This is a genomic window from Streptomyces sp. AK02-01A (assembly GCF_033795305.1).
GTDB lineage: Bacteria > Actinomycetota > Actinomycetes > Streptomycetales > Streptomycetaceae > Streptomyces.
The window spans coordinates 1-17013 of the sequence record NZ_JARBAE010000063.1 but is presented as its reverse complement, the minus strand read 5'-3'; the positions used below and the strand labels follow the sequence as shown (position 1 = coordinate 17013).

General features: G+C 72.0%; 11 protein-coding genes. 4 read left to right on the top strand and 7 right to left on the bottom strand.

The genetic code is table 11. The features are described from left to right. Positions 1–25: 25 nt before the first annotated feature. From PV679_RS33415 to PV679_RS33400, 4 genes are all read right to left on the bottom strand, one after another. Positions 26–1369, bottom strand: coding sequence for a PrsW family intramembrane metalloprotease (locus PV679_RS33415; RefSeq protein WP_319684712.1), 1344 nt, complete (start codon positions 1367–1369; stop codon positions 26–28). A gap of 125 nt (positions 1370–1494) precedes the next feature. Beyond that, positions 1495–2259 (bottom strand): tRNA (guanosine(46)-N7)-methyltransferase TrmB, encoded by a 765-nt coding sequence (gene trmB, locus PV679_RS33410; RefSeq protein ID WP_319684739.1) that lies wholly within the window; start codon positions 2257–2259, stop codon positions 1495–1497. A gap of 62 nt (positions 2260–2321) precedes the next feature. Next, entirely contained in the window at positions 2322–3539 is a 1218-nt protein-coding gene (gene lhgO, locus PV679_RS33405) for an L-2-hydroxyglutarate oxidase (RefSeq protein WP_319684710.1), read from the bottom strand. Positions 3540–3655: 116 nt separating this feature from the next. Beyond that, positions 3656–5113: an MFS transporter gene (locus tag PV679_RS33400; protein WP_319684708.1), complete on the bottom strand. Its 1458-nt coding sequence runs from the start codon at positions 5111–5113 to the stop codon at positions 3656–3658. Between the two features lie 573 nt (positions 5114–5686). On the opposite strand from PV679_RS33400, the gene PV679_RS33395 reads away from it, so the two are divergent. Further along, the gene (locus PV679_RS33395) at positions 5687–7867 is read left to right on the top strand and encodes an asparagine synthase-related protein (protein ID WP_319684706.1); all 2181 of its coding nucleotides are present in this window, start codon (positions 5687–5689) and stop codon (positions 7865–7867) included. A 29-nt stretch (positions 7868–7896) separates the two neighbouring features. Here the strand turns inward: PV679_RS33395 and PV679_RS33390 are convergent, their stop codons facing one another. After that, positions 7897–9798, bottom strand: a complete 1902-nt coding sequence (locus PV679_RS33390) for a sigma-70 family RNA polymerase sigma factor (RefSeq protein WP_416069859.1) — start codon at positions 9796–9798, stop codon at positions 7897–7899. A gap of 435 nt (positions 9799–10233) precedes the next feature. Beyond that, positions 10234–10983, bottom strand: a complete 750-nt coding sequence (locus tag PV679_RS33385; RefSeq protein ID WP_319684704.1) for a helix-turn-helix domain-containing protein — start codon at positions 10981–10983, stop codon at positions 10234–10236. Between the two features lie 331 nt (positions 10984–11314). Here PV679_RS33385 and PV679_RS33380 point away from each other — a divergent pair, with 331 nt between their 5' ends. Next, positions 11315–12694 carry an NAD(P)/FAD-dependent oxidoreductase gene (locus PV679_RS33380; RefSeq protein WP_319684702.1) on the top strand — a complete coding sequence of 460 codons (1380 nt, stop codon included), beginning with the start codon at positions 11315–11317 and terminating at the stop codon, positions 12692–12694. Positions 12695–12912: 218 nt separating this feature from the next. Further along, positions 12913–14598 (top strand): ATP-binding SpoIIE family protein phosphatase, encoded by a 1686-nt coding sequence (locus tag PV679_RS33375; protein ID WP_319684700.1) that lies wholly within the window; start codon positions 12913–12915, stop codon positions 14596–14598. Positions 14599–14633: 35 nt separating this feature from the next. Here the strand turns inward: PV679_RS33375 and PV679_RS33370 are convergent, their stop codons facing one another. Continuing rightward, complete coding sequence (locus tag PV679_RS33370) at positions 14634–15932, bottom strand: MFS transporter (protein ID WP_319684736.1); 1299 nt, start codon at positions 15930–15932, stop codon at positions 14634–14636. 170 nt (positions 15933–16102) lie between these two features. Between PV679_RS33370 and PV679_RS33365 the strand changes: the two genes are divergently transcribed. Then, positions 16103–16669: a MarR family transcriptional regulator gene (locus tag PV679_RS33365; protein WP_319684698.1), complete on the top strand. Its 567-nt coding sequence runs from the start codon at positions 16103–16105 to the stop codon at positions 16667–16669. The last annotated feature ends 344 nt before the right edge of the window (positions 16670–17013 follow it).

Sequence of the window (17013 nt, the reverse complement as noted above, 5' to 3'; positions counted from 1 at the left end):
CGGTGCCCGGGCCGGTGCCGGTCGCTCAGTACTGACGGTACGGGTTGTAGCCGTCGTAGTCGATGTGCGGCGGCGGCACCCGGACCCGGCCCGTCGCCCGCGCCGCGTAGGTCAGCGAGGGCCCGGCGATCTCTCTGCGCTGCCACAGATGGTGCAGCAGCTCCCGCTCACGCTCGACGAAGTCCGGGCCCACCACGCCGCGCTGCGCCCGGTGGCGCAGAAACGCCAGAGACGTCGCGAACGCCTCGTACTCACCGACCGCGCGGCCCGCCTTCGATCCGTACGTACGGGCCGCGAAGTCGCGTGCCATCGTGCGCGCCCGCATGGAGGAGAGCGCCTGGGGCGCGGCCGGGGTCAGCCAGCCGGCCGCGGCGTAGGCGGGCAGCTCCGCCGAGACCGTGCGCAGCTCGCGCTGCCGGCTCCATATCACCAGCCAGGTCAGCAGAGCGAAGACCGGGACCATGAAGATCCCGTACACCGCGTAGAAGCCGTACGGGCCGAAGACCGACGAGGAGCCGTTCCACAGGGCGTGCATGCCCATCGCCAGGGCCAGGCCGAGCGGCGGAAGGACGAACCGGCGCAGCCGCTGCCGGCGGCCGGCCGTCGCCGCCAGTCCGAAGCCGATGCCCGTGAGCACGGTGAACAGCGGATGCGCGAACGGCGACAGCACGATCCGTACGAAGAAGGTCGCGGCCGTGACGGAGGCGAGGCCGGAGCTGCCGTTGTACTGGTCCTCGCCGAAGGCGCTGCCGAGATAGAGGATGTTCTCGGTGAAGGCGAAGCCGGTGGCGGTGAAGCCCGCTATCACGACCCCGTCGACGAGCCCGGTGAAGTCCCGGCGGCGGAAGAGGAAGATCAGCAGGACGGCCGCGGCCTTGGCGCTCTCCTCGACGACCGGGGCTATCACCGTGGCGCCGAGGGATTCCGCGCCGGCCGGGTCGGCGGTGGCGGTGGCTATCCAGCGGGTCGCGAAGGAGTTCGCGATGATCGCGACCAGGGCGGCGGCGCAGGCGCCCCAGGCGAAGGAGAACAGCAGATTCCGCCAGGGCCCCGGCTCGACGCGGTCCAGCCAGCGGAACGCCGCCATGAGCAGTGGCACGGGCAGCACGGCGAGGCCGAGGCCGACCAGAAAGCCCTGGGTGCCGGTCTGGTCCCGGACGAGCGCGAGGATCAGCAGGCCGCAGAGGGCGAGCAGCGTGATCACCGCCCCGGCTCGCACCGCCTTGTGGCGCCAGAAGGCACCGCTCGGGCGGTAGCGCCTGCGGGCGGGCTCCGGCACGGCGGTCCACAGACTGCCGAGCGCTTCCTGCCGCTGGTAGTCGGGGATCGCCGGACGTGGATCGTGGCGCTGCGGGGACGGTTCTGACACCCGCTGACCCTAACGAGAGGCACCGACAACTGGCGATGGTATTCCGGCGTCGTCAGCGGTCGCCGCGAGGCGGCCGCCGTACCGGTCGGCGCGGGTCCTGCCACGCCGCCGGGTCGTGCGCCGCGTCAGCGCGCCGGGAGCTCCGCGACGCGGCGGAACAGCAGGTCGTGCACCACATGGCCCTTGTCGAGCCCCTGGCCCTCGAAGCGGGTCAGCGGCCGGAACGCGGGCCGCGGCGCGTAGCCGCCGTCCCGCTCGGTGTTCTCGAAGCCGGGATCGTCCGTGAGCACGGCCAGCATCTGCTCGGCGTACGGCTCCCAGTCGGTCGCGCAGTGCAGCACGGCCCCGGGCTTCAGCCGGCTCGCGGCCAGCGTCAGGAACTCCGGCTGGATCAGCCGCCGCTTGTGATGCCGCTTCTTGGGCCACGGGTCGGGAAAGTAGACGCGCAGTCCCGCGAGGGACTCGGCCGGCAGCATCTCCCGGAGCAGAATGATCGCGTCGCCGTTGGCCACCCGGATGTTGGAGAGGCCCTCGCGCTCCGCGATACGGAGCAGATTGCCCTGGCCCGGAGTGTGCACATCGACGGCGAGGATCCCGGTGGCGGGATCGTCGGCGGCCATCCGCGCGGTCGCCTCGCCCATCCCGAAACCGATCTCCAGGACGACCGGGAGGCCGCCGAACATCTCGTCCGGGTCGAGGACGCGCTGCCCGTCGATGTCCAGACCCCAGTCGGCCCACATCCGCCGCAGCACATCGGCCTGACCGGCGGTGACCCGGCTCCGGCGTGGCTGAAAACTGCGGATGCGCCGCTCGAAATGCGATCCGGCGGGATCGGCAGCCGGTCCGGACCCGTCGGGGAACATCCGGCTGATGGTGCGGTTCTCGGTCATCTCGGTCTTCTCGCGCTCGGCCACAGTGCCTCCGATTCTACGGACGGCGGGCCGCCACCCGGTCAGCCCGCCGCCAGCACCGCCAGCGCCCGTCGCGCCACCTCCCGGCCGATCGGCAGCGAAGCCGTCGCCGCCGGTGACGGGGCGTTCAGGACATGGACCGTACGAGGAGCCTCCCGGATCAGGAAGTCGTCGGCCAGCGTGCCGTCGCGCAGGACCGCCTGGGCGCGTACACCGGCGGCGGCCGGGCGCAGATCCGTGTCCGCGACCGCGGGAAGCAGCCGCCGCACCGCCGTCGCGAAGGCGCGCTTCGACAGAGAGCGGCGCAGCTCGCCCGCGCCGTACCGCCAGTGTCTGCGCGCCGTCCGCCAGGAGCCGGGCCAGCCGAGAGTGCCGGCCAGCTCGGCCGGGCGCACCGCCGACCACGAGTAGCCCTCCCGGGCCAGCGCCGGGACGGCGTTCGGCCCGACATGGACGTGTCCGTCGATGCCCCGGGTCAGATGCACGCCCAGGAACGGGAACGCCGGGTCGGGCACCGGATAGACCAGTCCGCGTACCAGACCGGGCCTGGCCAGCTCGTAGTACTCGCCGCGGAAGGGCACGATCCGCATCCCCGGGTCGTCGCCCGCCAGCCGGGCCACCCGGTCGCACTGCAGCCCCGCGCAGTTCACCAGGGCGCGCGCTCTGACCACCTCGCCGGACGCCGTACGGACCGCCACGCCCCAGGCGCGGCGGTCGACGGCCGTGACCTCCGCGTCGTACCGCACGGACGCGCCGGCGGCCTCCGCCGACTCGGCGAGCTGCTCCGCGACCGTCGCGAAGTCGCACACACCGGTCGTGCCGACCTGGATCGCCGCGAGGCCCCGCACCTGCGGTTCGTACTCCGTGATCTGCGCCGGGCCCAGCTCGCGCACCGGAATGCCGTTCTCCCGGCCCCGCTGGACCAGGGCGTGCAGCCGCGGCAGCTCGTCCCGCCGCGTCGCGACGATCAGCTTGCCGGTGACCTCGTGCGCGATGCCGTACTCCGCGCAGAACTTGACCATCTCGGCGGAGCCGCGCGTCGCGTAGCGCGCCTTGAGCGAGCCGGGACGGTAATAGATCCCGCTGTGGATCACTCCGCTGTTGTGGCCCGTCTGATGGCGTCCCGGGCCCGGCTCCTTCTCCAGCACCACGATCCGGGTGCCGGGAGCGGCGCGCGTGATCGCGTACGCCGTCGACAGACCGACGATCCCGCCGCCGATCACCAGCACATCACAGTCGAATCCGACGCGTCCGCTCATCCCGCGCACCTCCCACCCCGATAGTGCACTGGCCCGCCGACAACGCGCTTAAACCACCGGCGCACGGCGGGCCGGACGGGATTGCCGCGAGCCGCCCCGGATTTCCGCGAGCCGTCTCAGGCGGGCGACACCAGCAGCGGACGCGCCCGCTCCCGCAGCTCCACCACGCGCGGCTCGTCGCCGTACGGCTCCAGGCGGTGCAGCAGATCGCGTACGTACTCCGTCGTCCGCGCCGACGAGATCCTGCCCGCCACCTCCACCGCACGGGTGCCCGCCGCGCATGCCGCGTCGAGATTGCCCGACTCCAGCTCGGCGACCGCGCTCACCACCAGCCGCAGACCGTGCGAGCGTACGAACTCCTCCGTCGGCCGGGAGAGCGCCTGCTCCGTGAAGCGGCGTACCTGCCGCGGCGCCTTCAGGTCCCGGTAGCACTCGGCGGCGTCGGCCGCGAACCGGTCGTACGAGTAGAAGCCCAGCCACTGCGGATCGGCGTCGCCCTCGCGCGACCGCTCCAGCCATCCCTCGGCGGCCTTCAGCGCGGCCCCGGCCGCCACCGCGTCGCCCGCCTTCGCGTGCGCGCGTGCCTCCACCAGCCGGAAGAAACTCATCGTGCGGGCGGTGGCGAGACCGCGATTGCGCTCCAGCGCGGCCTGGGCGAGATCCACGCCCTCGTCCGCGAAGCCGCGGTACGTCGCCTGGAGCGACATGGAGGCCAGCACATAGCCGCCGAGCGGTACGTCGGCCGCCGCGCGCGCCAGCCGCAGCGCCTGGATGTAGTACCGCTGCGCGGCCTCCTGCTGTCCGGTGTCGAAGGCCATCCAGCCGGCCAGCCGGGTCAGCTCGGCGGTGGCCCCGAAGAGCCCTCGTCCCACCTCGTCGCTGTACGCGCCGAGGAGCAGCGGCGCGGCGTCGACCCGCAGACACTCCGGCACCATCGAGGAACGCCAGTCACCGCCGCCGTACTTGGAGTCCCAGCGCCGGGCGTCCGACGCCGCCTCGCGCAGCTTGGCCACATCGCTGTGGCCCACCCGCAGCGGCGGAACCTCACCCGGGCCGTCCGGGCCCTGACCGCCGTGCGCGGCCTCCGCCACCGCGTCGTCCCGGGCGACCGAGGAGTCGGCGGGTGTTATCAGCCAGCGGGAGGCGGGCGTCGCGTAGGCGCTCACTGCGAAAGAACCGGCCAGCGACTGCCAGATGCCGCCGCTGCCCGCCCGGCGGCCCGCCAGGTCCAGCCGGTACAGCTCCGTCGCGGCGCGCACCGCCTCGCCCACATCGCGCGGGAAGGCGAGCCCGACCTCGGGGGCCGGATCCGCGTCCGCCAGGCCTATCTCGTGCAGTGGGACGGGGCGTCCCAGTTTGGCGCCGATGGCGGCGGCGATGAGATGAGGCGCCGCACCCTGCGGAACCATCCCCTTGGAGACCCACCGCGCCACCGAGGTCTTGTCATAACGAAGCGTCAGGCCGCGCTGCGCCCCGAGGTCGTTGACCCGTCGGGCGAGACCGGCGTTGCTGATTCCCGCGAGGGCGAGAACGGTTCCGAGTTTTTCGTTCGGCCCGCGTTGCTCCCTGGACATGAGCCACCCCTCGACACACAGACGGCCGCCGCGTCGCGGCATAGGCGCGCGGCATTCGTAAACCCAGCGTAGTTCGCCACATCCTGGCCGTTAAGGGGCGGACTTCCGTATGGCGGGATTGTTGTCCGTGCCGCCGGCCCGGTACACATCCTCAAGCGGCGGGCCGTGCTCCGGGTGTGTGGCCGTGCGCCCGGCCGTGCGCTCTTGGCCCGGAACGAGCGGGAGCGCTTCCATGAGTGCTGCGTGGGTCGGCCCACTGCGTACTGGAACCAGTGGGCTGGGGGACACCGCCGCCCCAATCCCCGCGGGCGGTGGATCAGTCCGGGAGGCGGGAATCGCCTCCCGGACTGAACGTATGCCGGTGCCGAAGTGCCGTGCCGGGCCCGGAGATTGGCTGAATGCTGCCTGTCCGCGGAGGGCCGTGTCTCCGCCAAATGGCCAATGCCAGGGGCGCATTCGTATCAGCACCCGCGCTTCCGTAGGCCCTCCTGTGCGCCGTTGTCGTGGCAGCATGTTCCCGAACGGCTTCGGCTTGAGCAGAGGCTCGACTTGTCCACAGGCTGTGGAGGCGGCGTGCGCTGGTTGGTGGGGTGGAGCAGTATCGCCGCGCGCTTCGGCACGGCCGGAGGGTCCGGTACGGCCGGCCGGAGCGGCACGATCGGAAAGGCGGGACCGGCCGGTAAGGCCGGTGCGGCCGGCAGAGCCGGCGCGGTCGGCGACGACTCCGAGAGCCGCAGCGTGCATCCCGTCGGGTCCCAGCTCCTCTGGGGCGACCCCGATCCGCTGTGGGCGGTGGGCGACTGGCGGTCCGACGAGATCCGTGTCGTCAGCGTCGATCCCTTCACCCGGCTCGCCGTGCTCGGCTGCTGCGGCGCCACCGACGAGGAACTGCGGGTCGGCCTGTTCGCCGCTCGCGGCGGCGCGCTGCGCCATCTGACCGCCTGGCCGGGCAGTTATACGGCGGTCGCTCAGATCGGCCGCCGTATCACCGTCGTCGGCGATCTCGCCGGTGCCAGACCCGTCTTCTACACACCCTGGGCGGGCGGCACCGCGTACGCCACCGCCGCACTTCCGCTCGCCGATCTCATAGAGGCGCAGCTCGACATCGGATATCTCGCCGCGCTCCTCGCCTGTCCCGAGAGCCCGGAGGCGCTGCGCGACTCCACTCCGTACGACGGAGTCAAGCGCATCCCGCCGGGGCACGCGCTGGTCCTGCGCGAGGGCTCGCGCGAGATCACCGGGTACGAACAGGTCGCCTCTCTCGCCGTTGCCGGGCCGCGGCGCGACCCGGAGCGGGCCGTCGAGGGCGTACGGGAGGCGCTCGTCGAAGCCGTACGCGCGCGCCTCCTGGCTCCGCGCCACGCACCGGAGACCCTGCCGCCCGACCCGGGGCCGGTCCCCGGGATGGGCCCGGCGGAACGGCGCGCCGCCCGAGGAGGACCCGTCCCGGGCATCGGGGCGGATCTCTCCGGCGGCAGCGCGTCCGGGACGCTCGCGCTGCTCGCCGCCGGGCTGCCGGGAGCGCCCGGCACGATACTCGGACACGGCACCGGCGCCGGAGAGCGGCTGCTCGCCGTCACCTTCAACGACCTGACGGCGGGCGGCCGGGACGAGGCCGAGCTCGAACGGGCCCGCGTCATCGCCGCCAACCCGCGGCTGCACCATGTCGTCGTGGCGGCGGGCGAGGAGGCCCTCCCGTACGCCGAGCTGGAAGGGCCGCTCACCGATGAGCCGGGCCCGTCGCTCGTCACGGCGGAACGCCACCGCCGCAGGCTCGCCGCGGGCAGCGCCGACCACTTCACCGGAGCGGGCGCGCGCGAGGTGCTCGACGCGCATCCGGCCCGCCTGGCCGACCTGCTGCTCGACCGCCGCCGCCGCCATCTCCTGCGCCCGGTCACCGCGCTGGCCAGGGCCGAAGGGCCCGCGCCGGCCTCGTTGTTCGTGCCGCTGACCGTCTACCGCGCCGCCCGCCGACTGGCCCGTACGCCGTACCGCACCGGTCTCGAAGAGGCCGCCGCCCGCCTTCCCGGGGCCAACCGCGCGGCGCGCTCACCGGCGTCGGACAGCCCGCTGGACGCCTCGCTGGCCGCGCTCACCTGGTCCCGGCCCGGCCCCGCCGCCCGCTGGCTGACGGGCGAGGCACTCGCTGAAGTATCGGTTCGGCTGACGGCGGCGGCGATCCGGCCCACCTCCGTCCAGCGGCCCGGCGAGGCCCGCGCCCGCGCCGCTCTCGCGCGCTACGCGGCGGACCACCGCGTCTTCGAACAGGCCGCCGAGGTCCGCAGCCAGCGACTGCACGCTCCGTTCCTGGACAACCAGGTGGTACGGGCCTGCCGGGACCTGCCCGAGGCGCTGCGGGTGCAGCCGGGCGCGCGGGCCGAGGTGCTCCGTACCGTCCTCGCAGGGACCGGGATCCATGATCTGCCGCCGGGCTGGGGCGCGACCTCCAGGGCCGGCTCGGCCGCCGCCACCCGCGCCGGACTGCGCACGGCGGTCGGTGAGTTGATAAGCCTCTTCGACGCTCCGCTGCTGGCCGACGCCGGTCTGGTGGAGGCGCGGGTCGTACGCAAGGCTCTCCGGGCGGCGGCCGAGGGAGAGCCGGTGGCACTGGACGGTCTCGCGGATCTGGTCTCCACCGAGCTGTGGCTGCGGCGTCTGCTGTCCCGGCGCGGCACCTGCTGGACGGGTACGGCGGCGCCGCGGCAGCGGGCGGTGGCCGGCGGCGTGATCCCACGGCCGACGCTGCATCAGTAGGCGGCGCGCGGCGGGACTCGCCCGAGGCGTCAGCGGCAGCGGATCCGGGACTGGGCCCAGTCGGCGAGCGACGTCATGTCGAACGGCGTGTGCGGCTCGACGACCAGCCGGATGGACCGCTGTCCCGCGATCCCCACCTCCACGGGAAGAGCCGCCTCACCGCCGCGCAGTACGGGCGAGCGCCACAGCCTGCCTCCGTCACCGTGCACGGAGAAGCGCACGGAGCCGCGGCCCGGCGTCAGATCGTCCACACCGACCATGGCCTCATAGGTGGAGCAGCGGCGGTTGAGGTCGATGGTGACCGAGGACGGGGCGTGCATCGTCACTCCGTGTCCGTAGCGGGTGCCGCCGATCGACATGCCCCAACGCCGCCAGAGCCAGCCGCTTCCGGCGAGCCGTACCTCGGGCGCGGAGCCGTCGCCGAGCACGCCGTACGCCAACTGGTTCACCTGGTAGACGACCGGCGCGGGCTGGGGCGGCGGTGGCGGAGGCGGTGGCGGCGGCTCCGGGCTGGCAGTCGGCCCAGGGACGGGAGGTGCCGACGGCTTGGCGGGAGCGGGCGTCGGCGTCGGCGTCGGCCTCGGAGCGGGTGCCGGAACCGGCTCGCGGCCGAGGCTCGGTGCGGCCTTCGCCGGGGACACCGGCTTCGGTGCGCGCGGTCGCGGAGGCTCCGGAGAAGGCTCCGGGATCCGTGGTACGACGGGCTGCGCGACCGGCGGTTTCGCCTGGGGTCTCGGTGCCGGCCGTGGATCGCCCGCCAGCGCCCACACCAGCCCGGTGGCCGTGGCGACGGCCACCAGCCCGGCCACACCGGCCTTCACCGGCGCGCCGATTCCCTCGGACACGGCGCCGCCGGCCGCACCACCGGAGCCGCCGCCGGCCGCGCTCCCGGAAGCACCGCCCGCGGCGCCCGCGCCAGCGCCCGCCGCTCCCGCGACGCCGCCCGCCACGATGCCTGCCGCCTTGAGCGAATAGCCCGCGGCGAACCAGCCGATCACCGCGACCGGGACAAGTCCCGGGATCCCGGCGTTGACCAGCTCCAACTCACCAACGGCGCCGCGGCACTTGACGCACTCCTCCAAGTGCTTGCGGAGCCCGCGCTCCGCCCGGGTCCGCAGCCCGCCACGGGCGTACGCTCCGAGTCGGTCGGCGTACTGGGCGCAGTCGCCGTCCGAGGTGAGCGCGGAGCTCACATGGGCCTGCAGGTAAGCCTGCTTGAGTCCTTCTCGCGCCCGACCGGCCAGTACCGCCGTGGCATTGGCGGTCAGCCCGAAGAGCGGCGCGACCTCGCTCGGCGACTCCTCCTCGACCGTGGTGTGCCAGAGCACCGCCTGCCAGCGCTCGGGCAGACTGCGAAAGGCCCGCATGGCCATGGACTGATCGGCCTCGTGCATCGCCTTGACGTCCGCGCCCAGGTCGAGCGTGTCGATGTCCGAGACCTCGGAGGAGCGAGCGGCCTGCTCCGCGAACACCGCGAAGTCCTCGACCAGTTGCTCACGCTTGGCGGATCTCGTCCAGGACGCCGCGACCCGTCGTACGGTGGTCAGCAGATAGGCCCGCACCGACTGTTCCGGCCCGGCGCCACCGCGAACCGCCTGCAGTGTGCGGGCGAAGACCTCGGCCGTCAGATCGTCCGCGGTGTGCGCGTCGCGGCAGCAGCTACGGGCGTAGCGGCGCACCGAGTCCGAGTGCCGGCGGAAAAGCTCCTCGTACGCGCTGTCGTCTCCCTCCCGCATGCGCTGGATCAGTTCGGCGTCGGACGGTGGCAGGTCGGACGAGGGAGTCTCGCGCGCCGTCGGCCAGGCCGGGCGTGCTCCGGCCGTCGGCGGTCCGGCCGTCGGCGGTCCGGACGGCAGCGTGCCGGCCGAGTCCGCCGGGCCTGCCGGAACCACCGGGCCCGCTCTGGCCGGGAACGCTGTGCCCGGGAACACCGGAACTCTCCGGCCCCTCGCGCCCGCCCGGCCCACCTGGCCCGGGAATGCCTGGCCCGGGAGTGCCTGGCCCGGGAGTGCCTGGCCCGGGAATGACGGGTCCGGGAGTCGCTGGTCCCGGAGGCACTTTGGGACCGCCCTGGCTGGGCACCTGACGAGACGGCATCCCGGGTTCCGTACCGCCGTCGGCACCACCGCCGCCGAGTGGCTCGTCCCGCCCGTCACCGCTCATCGCGGAAGCCCCCGTACGCACCTTTTGACCCGAACACCGGGCCAGCGTCCCACAGCGCGACGATCCGTCCGGGCCTTCGAGCCGGGCAACCACTCATCCGGGGATGTTTCCCGGATCGGAGCAGTAACCTTCACTCTTTCGGGGAAGGATCAACGATTCCCACTGGAGCGTCAGTTCGATGCGGGCCGGACGGCCCGGCCTCTTCATGCAGACCGGGGCCGCAATCCCTCCAGGAGGATGTCCAGCAGCCGCGCCGAAGCCGCCGCCTGCTGCGCCGCGTCCGGCAATGACGGCGCGGCCGTGGCTATCACCAGCAGGACATCGGCCACGGTCACATCGACGCGCAGCTCCCCGGCCTCCCGTGCCCGCTCCACCAACCGACCGACGAACTCAAGGAGTTCGGCCGCTCCCGGGTCGTCCAGTTCGTCCGCCGGCGGCCTCTGTTCGACCACCCGCAGATCGCCGGGCCCGGTCGCCCGCTGCTGTGGCAACCGCGCCCCGACCGGCCCGCCCAGCACCGCCGACGGGTCGTCGATGTCCACACCCACCCGCAGCACCTGCGGAGGCAGCAGCCGGCCCGCGCCCGACGCCACCGACGTGCGCAGGAACCGGGAGAGCGCCGACCACGGCTCGTCCTCCTGACCCAGCGCCGTACGCGCCTGGTCGGTCAGCCGGGAGGTCTCCTCCTCGGCTATCCGCCGCACCAGGACGTCTTTGCTCGGGAACCGCCGGTACACCGTCCCGACGCCGACACGGGCCCGCCGGGCCACATCCTCCATCGGCGCTCCGTACCCCAGCTCGCCGAACACCTCGCGAGCCGCCCGCAGTACATGTTCCAGATTGCGCTGTGCGTCCACCCGGAGCGGTGTCGAGCGGCTTCCGCCGCCCGCCCCCGCCCGTCCGCCGCCGTCCGAGACGACAGCGGTCTGCCAATGCGAATCCTGAATATGCATAGCGTTCCCCCGGTAATGATGTCTCCCCCCGGAGACTCCCCGCCCTGACAGCCGAGCGCGCGGACCGGTCACGGCCGGGCACTCCGACGAGGTACGAACATAGTTGAGCCCGGGTCAATTCAGAAGGGGTAGTTCCGCACGGAGCGCCCCCCGATCGGAGCAAGGACCGGAAGATGCCTGATTCATCCGTCTCCCACCGTTCGCCGCTCCCGCGCTGACCTGCGCGCCTTCACCGATACCCGCGCCTTTGTCCGCCCGGTTCCGCCGACGGCCTCCGGTCACACAATTTGCCGGGGCTGTGGACAAACACCTGAGCGCGTTGCGTCATGGGATGGTGATGGCTGAGATCTCCCGGGGGTCGACCCCCGCACCCACGCCCAGTGCGCGCATTCTCGTCGTCGGCGGCGGCTACGTCGGCATGTACACCGCGCTGCACCTCCAGCGAAAGCTGAAGAGAGGCGAGGCCGAGATCGTCGTGGTGTCGCCCGACCCCTACATGACCTATCAGCCGTTCCTGCCGGAGGCGGCCGCCGGGAACATCTCGCCCCGCCATGTCGTGGTCCCGCTCCGCCGCGTACTGGAGAAATGCAAGATCGTCATCGGCGAGGCCACCACCATCGACCACGCCAAGCGCACCGCCACTCTGAAGACCCTCGCCTCCGAGGAGGAGGGCACGGGCACCGTCGACATCACCTACGACGAACTCGTCCTGGCGCCGGGCTCCGTCTCCCGCACCCTCCCCATCCCCGGCCTGGCGGAACACGGCGTCGGCTTCAAGAGCGTCGAAGAGGCCATCGGCCTGCGCAACCACGTCATCGAGCAGATGGACATCGCCTCCTCCACCCGCGACCCCGCCATCCGCGAGGCCGCGCTGACCTTTGTCTTCGTCGGCGGTGGCTACGCGGGCGTCGAGGCGCTCGCGGAGCTGGAGGACATGGCCCGCTACGCCTCCCGGTACTACCACAACATCAAGGCCGACGACCTGAAGTGGATCCTCGTCGAGGCCACCGGCCGGATCCTTCCCGAAGTCGGCGAGGAGATGGGCACGTACGCCGTCCGCGAGCTGCGCGCCCGCAATATCGATGTACGCCTCGACACCCGGCTGGACTCCTGCGAGGACCGCGTGGCCGTGCTGAGCGACGGCGCGCGGTTCCGCACGCGTACCGTCGTCTGGACGGCCGGGGTCAAACCGCACCCGATCCTCGCCGCGAGCGACCTGCCGCTCAACGAGCGCGGCCGTCTTCTGTGTACGGCCAAGCTCACCGTCGACGGCGTCGAGCACGCCTGGGCGGCCGGCGACGCGGCGGCCGTCCCGGACCTGACCGCCGACGAACCGGGCAAGGAGTGCGCTCCCAACGCCCAGCACGCCGTGCGCCAGGCCAGGATTCTCGCCGGGAACATCCTCGCTTCCCTGCGTGGCGAACCTCTCCGGGACTACCGTCACGCGTACGCGGGGTCCGTCGCGTCGCTCGGCCTCCACAAGGGCGTGGCGCATGTCTACGGCCGTAAGCTCAAGGGCTATCCGGCCTGGCTGATGCACCGCGTGTATCACCTCAGCCGAATCCCCACCGTCAACCGGAAGGCTCGTGTCCTCGCGGAATGGACTCTTTCCGGACTCTTCAAAAGGGAGATCGTCTCCCTCGGTTCGCTGGAGCACCCGCGTGCCGAATTCGAACTCGCCGCTGGCGGCGAACGTCCCAAGGACACGTGACGGCGCCGTCCGGAGAGCCGTCGGCGTCAACGACCCGAGCATCGCCGATGTCCTTGTCAGTACGGTCGGCCACACTGGACGTGTGACCATAGGTGGGCTCACATCTGCACAGAGTGATCCGGCCCGCTCGGCGCGAACCGGCCCCGACGACCTGCCGCCCGGCCCGACCAGCCCGGCCAAGACGAACAGCAACACGACACCATGAGGCCTGAGAATCCGTGAACTTCACGCGTTGGAGCGCCCGGCTCCCCGGTACACAGCGCCGCGCCGCGCGGACAGACCGCGGTTCGGTGCCCGCGGCCCGTGGTGAGTACGACCAGCAGCCCGATCCCGTGACGGACGTCCCCGCGATCGAAGACCTCTCCGTACGGGAAATCCTCGGCGAACTGCCCGCTCTGGTGGCTCTGGTGTACGGACCGGAGCACCGTGTCGCGTACGTCAACGACGCCTACGCCGCGGCGTTCGGCCCGCGTCCGGTCGGCGCCACGGCGGCCGAAAGCTGCCCCGAGCTGGCCGAGCTCGGCCTGTTCCCGCTGCTGGACCAGGTGCTGCGCAGCGGTAAGTCCCGCACCGTCAAATCCCGTAGGGCCCACGCGCGAGGACAGCGTCAGCCCCGGGGACACGGCCGGCACCACGGCCCTGCCGAGGAAGCCCAGGACAAGCGCCCGGAGGGCTCCTACACGGTCACCTGCACCCCTGTCGACTGCAAGGGCACCGGCGGCGTCCTCGTCCACGCCGCCGATGTCACCGACCACGCCGAGGCGGCCGAGCGGCTGCGCACCAGCGAGCGCAGGCACCGTCAGACGGCCGTCACCCTCCAGCGCTCCCTGCTCCCGCAGGAGCTGGAGCAGCCCGACGATCTGCGTGTCGCCGCCACCTACCAGCCGGGCGGCGCGGACGCGGCGGTCGGCGGCGACTGGTACGACGTGATCACGCTCGGCGCCGGGCGTACGGCGCTGGTCATCGGCGATGTCATGGGCCGAGGCGTCCGCGCCGCCGCGGTGATGGGCCAGCTCCGTACCGCCGTCCGCGCCTACGCCCGGCTCGATCTGCCTCCGCACGAAGTGCTTCAGCTCCTCGACGGCCTCGCCGCCGAGATCGACGCCAGCCAGATCGCGACCTGTGTCTACGCCGTCCACGATCCCAACGAGGGCCGGCTCGTCTACGCCTCGGCCGGCCATCTGCCGATCCTGGTCCGCGCCGAGGACGGCACGGTCCAGCGCGCCGAGGATCCGACAGGCCCGCCGCTCGGCACCGGCGGCTGGATCCACACCTCGGGTTCGATCGCGCTTCCGCCCGGCTCCACCGCCGTCCTCTACACCGACGGCCTGGTCGAACGCCGAGGCGAGGACATCGACGAGGGCGTCGCCTCGCTGGAGCGGGCCCTCTCCGGCGCGAAGGGCTCGCCGCAGGTCATCTGCGACCGGCTGATCCGCTCTCTCGGTGTCACCGCGGACCATGACGACGATGTCGCGGTGCTCGTGCTGCAGTACCCGTCTCGCACCGGACCGAACGCGGAGCTGTTCCACAACGCCGCGCTCGATCTGCTCGGCGGTATCGAGGCCGCGCCGCGCGCCCGGGCCTTCGCCACCGGTGTCCTGGCGTCCTGGCGTTTCCCGGTCGAGCTGCGCGACCTGGGCGTGCTCGCCACCAGCGAGCTCGTCGCGAACTCCCTCCAGCACGGCACTCCGCCCATGCGCCTCAGACTCCGCCGCACCGACCGCCGTCTGATCATCGAAGTGACGGACGGCGACGACCATCTGCCGCGCCGCCGCCGCGCCGAACCAGTGGACGAGGCGGGCCGCGGGATCTCGATCGTCGCGACCATCGCCTCGTCCTGGGGATCGCGCCGCACACCGGGCGGCGGCAAGGCCGTCTGGTGCGAGTTCGCACTGCCTCAGTGACCCGTGCGGGTCCCTGAGCCTTCTCTGACGATCCGTCAGTGAGCGGGCTCGCACACCGGGACGGCCGTCTCCGGCAGGTGCTGGGCGACCACCCTGGATGTCGACATGAGCGCCGGCTGGTCCTGAACGGGAGTGAGCCGCCGGCCCAGCCGCAGCGCCAGCACGGTGATGCCCAGCGAGAACAGCACGAACGTCACGATGTACGGACCGGGCAGCGCGGCTCCCATCGGCCCGCCCACAGCCGGTCCGACCGCCAACGCGAGCTGCTTGACCAGGGCGAACGCGGAGTTGTACTGCCCGACCATCGACGCCGGCGCCAGATCGGCGACCAGCGGCGCGACGGTGGGCGACAGCATCGACTCGCCGAGCCCGAACAGCGCGTATGTGGAGATGAACGCCGCCGTCGCCATCGTCTGACCGCCGTGACCAAGACCCGCGTACCCGGCGATGATCCACGCCGCGGCCCAGATCAGTCCGACCGCCGCGATCACACGGCTGCGCCGCCGCCGCTCGACCAGTCGCAGCACCACGAACTGCGCGACCACTATCACCGCCGTATTGGCGGCCAGCGCGATCCCGAGCGCCGACGGATCGATCCCCGCGGACTCGGTGCCGTACGCGGCGAGCCCCGACTCGAACTGTCCGTAGCAGGCGAAGAACACCACGAAGCCCAGCACGGACAACCGCACCATGGCCCGGTGTCCGAGCAGCGCCCGGAGCCCGCCCTGGCCGCCGCCTCCGCCGAGGGCGCCGACGGGAGACGCCGGCCGCGGCAGCCGGACCGTGGCCGCCATCGCCGCCAGCACGAGGAACATCAGGGCCTCGATGAAGAACAGCAGAGTGAAACTGCCAGGACGGTTCTCGTCGACGATCTGTCCGCCGAGCAGTCCGCCGATGCCGAGCCCGAGGTTCGCCAGAAAGAACTGCGTCGCGAACGCGCGGGTACGCGTGGACGGCGTGGAGCACCAGACGATCATCGTGGCCAGTGCCGGCTGCATGACAGCCGTCCCCGCGCCCAGCAGCGCGGCGGAGATCACGGCCGTGACGACGGTTTCCGACAGCCCCATACCCGCCGCGCCCACGGACGCCAGCACCGCACCGGCCACCAGCACCGGCAGCGGACCGCGCCGGTCGATGACCCGGCCGGTGAACGGCAGTACGACAAGTGCGGCCATGGCGAAGACGGCCAGCACGGCACCGGCCGTGCTCGCTCCCAGGTCCCGTACCTGAGCCACGTACACATAGAGATACGGAACCGTGAATCCCAGCCCGAACGCGCTCAGCGCGTTTCCTGCCTGGATCCGGCGCATCGCGGCGCCCATCGCCCTGGTCACACTCACCTGCCCGCAAGAGATCGAAAGGTCGGCAGCTCGAAAAATCGGCAAGCCGAAGAAACCGGCAAGCCGAAGGCTCAAGCGTGAAGACTTCGAAGCTAAAGTTAGGATCTCAACAATACACATCGAAGGTCTTCAACGCCAGGAGGGTTGCGTGCGATACTGCCCCGATGTCCGACACCCCCGCGAAACCTGGCCCGCCGGGTCTCCAGGAGCCGAGCCTCGACGAGCAGATCGCGGCGTATCAGCGCGAGTTCCGTGACCTCGACCCGCAAGTCGAGAAGATCGTCTCGGCGCTCGGCAGGCTGAACCGGCGCATGAACGTCGCGTACGGCCGGCAGGTCGCCGACCTCGGCATCAGCAACGCCGAGTGGGAAGTCCTCAAGACGCTCGTGGTCTCGGGATCCCCGTACCGCCTCGGTCCCGGCGAACTGGCCAAGCGGCTCGGACTCACTCCGGCCGCCATGACCCACCGCATCGACCGCATGGCGGGAGAGGGCCTGGTCACGCGCGACCGGGACGAGAACAACCGGGTCCGCGTGATCGTGGAGCTGACGGACGAAGGCCGTACGAAGTGGCTGGAGGCGATGCGCATGGCTTCCGCCTTCGAGGAGGAGCTGCTCCAGGACCTCACGGGCGAGGAGCGTGGAGTGCTCGGCGAGATGCTGATCCGCCTCCTGCGCCGCGTCGAACACGCACAGCCGGACGCCGGCGGACGGCTCACCGACCTGGACTAGGAGGGGACTCCGCCGGGCATCGCAAGGGTCCGGCGGGCGAGGCCGGAGGGCGCTTGACACGCCGTGAGTCGATCCGTAAGGTTCTCCGAGTTGTCACGGGACTGGACGGTTCCGAGGCAGCCACTCCTGTCGCAGAAGCGACACCCAAACTCAGCACGATCTCCCAGCCGGGACGAATTTCGTATGCCGAAATTCATTTCGAAGGCTCGATTATGAGCCGCCTGCGAAATCCGCTAGAGTTTGGACGTCGGAACGGCCGAGCGGCCGGGAAGACAAGGCCCGCTGACTGGGAATCAGGCCCGAAAGGATCTGGTAGAGTCGGAATCGCTGGAAAGGGAAACGCG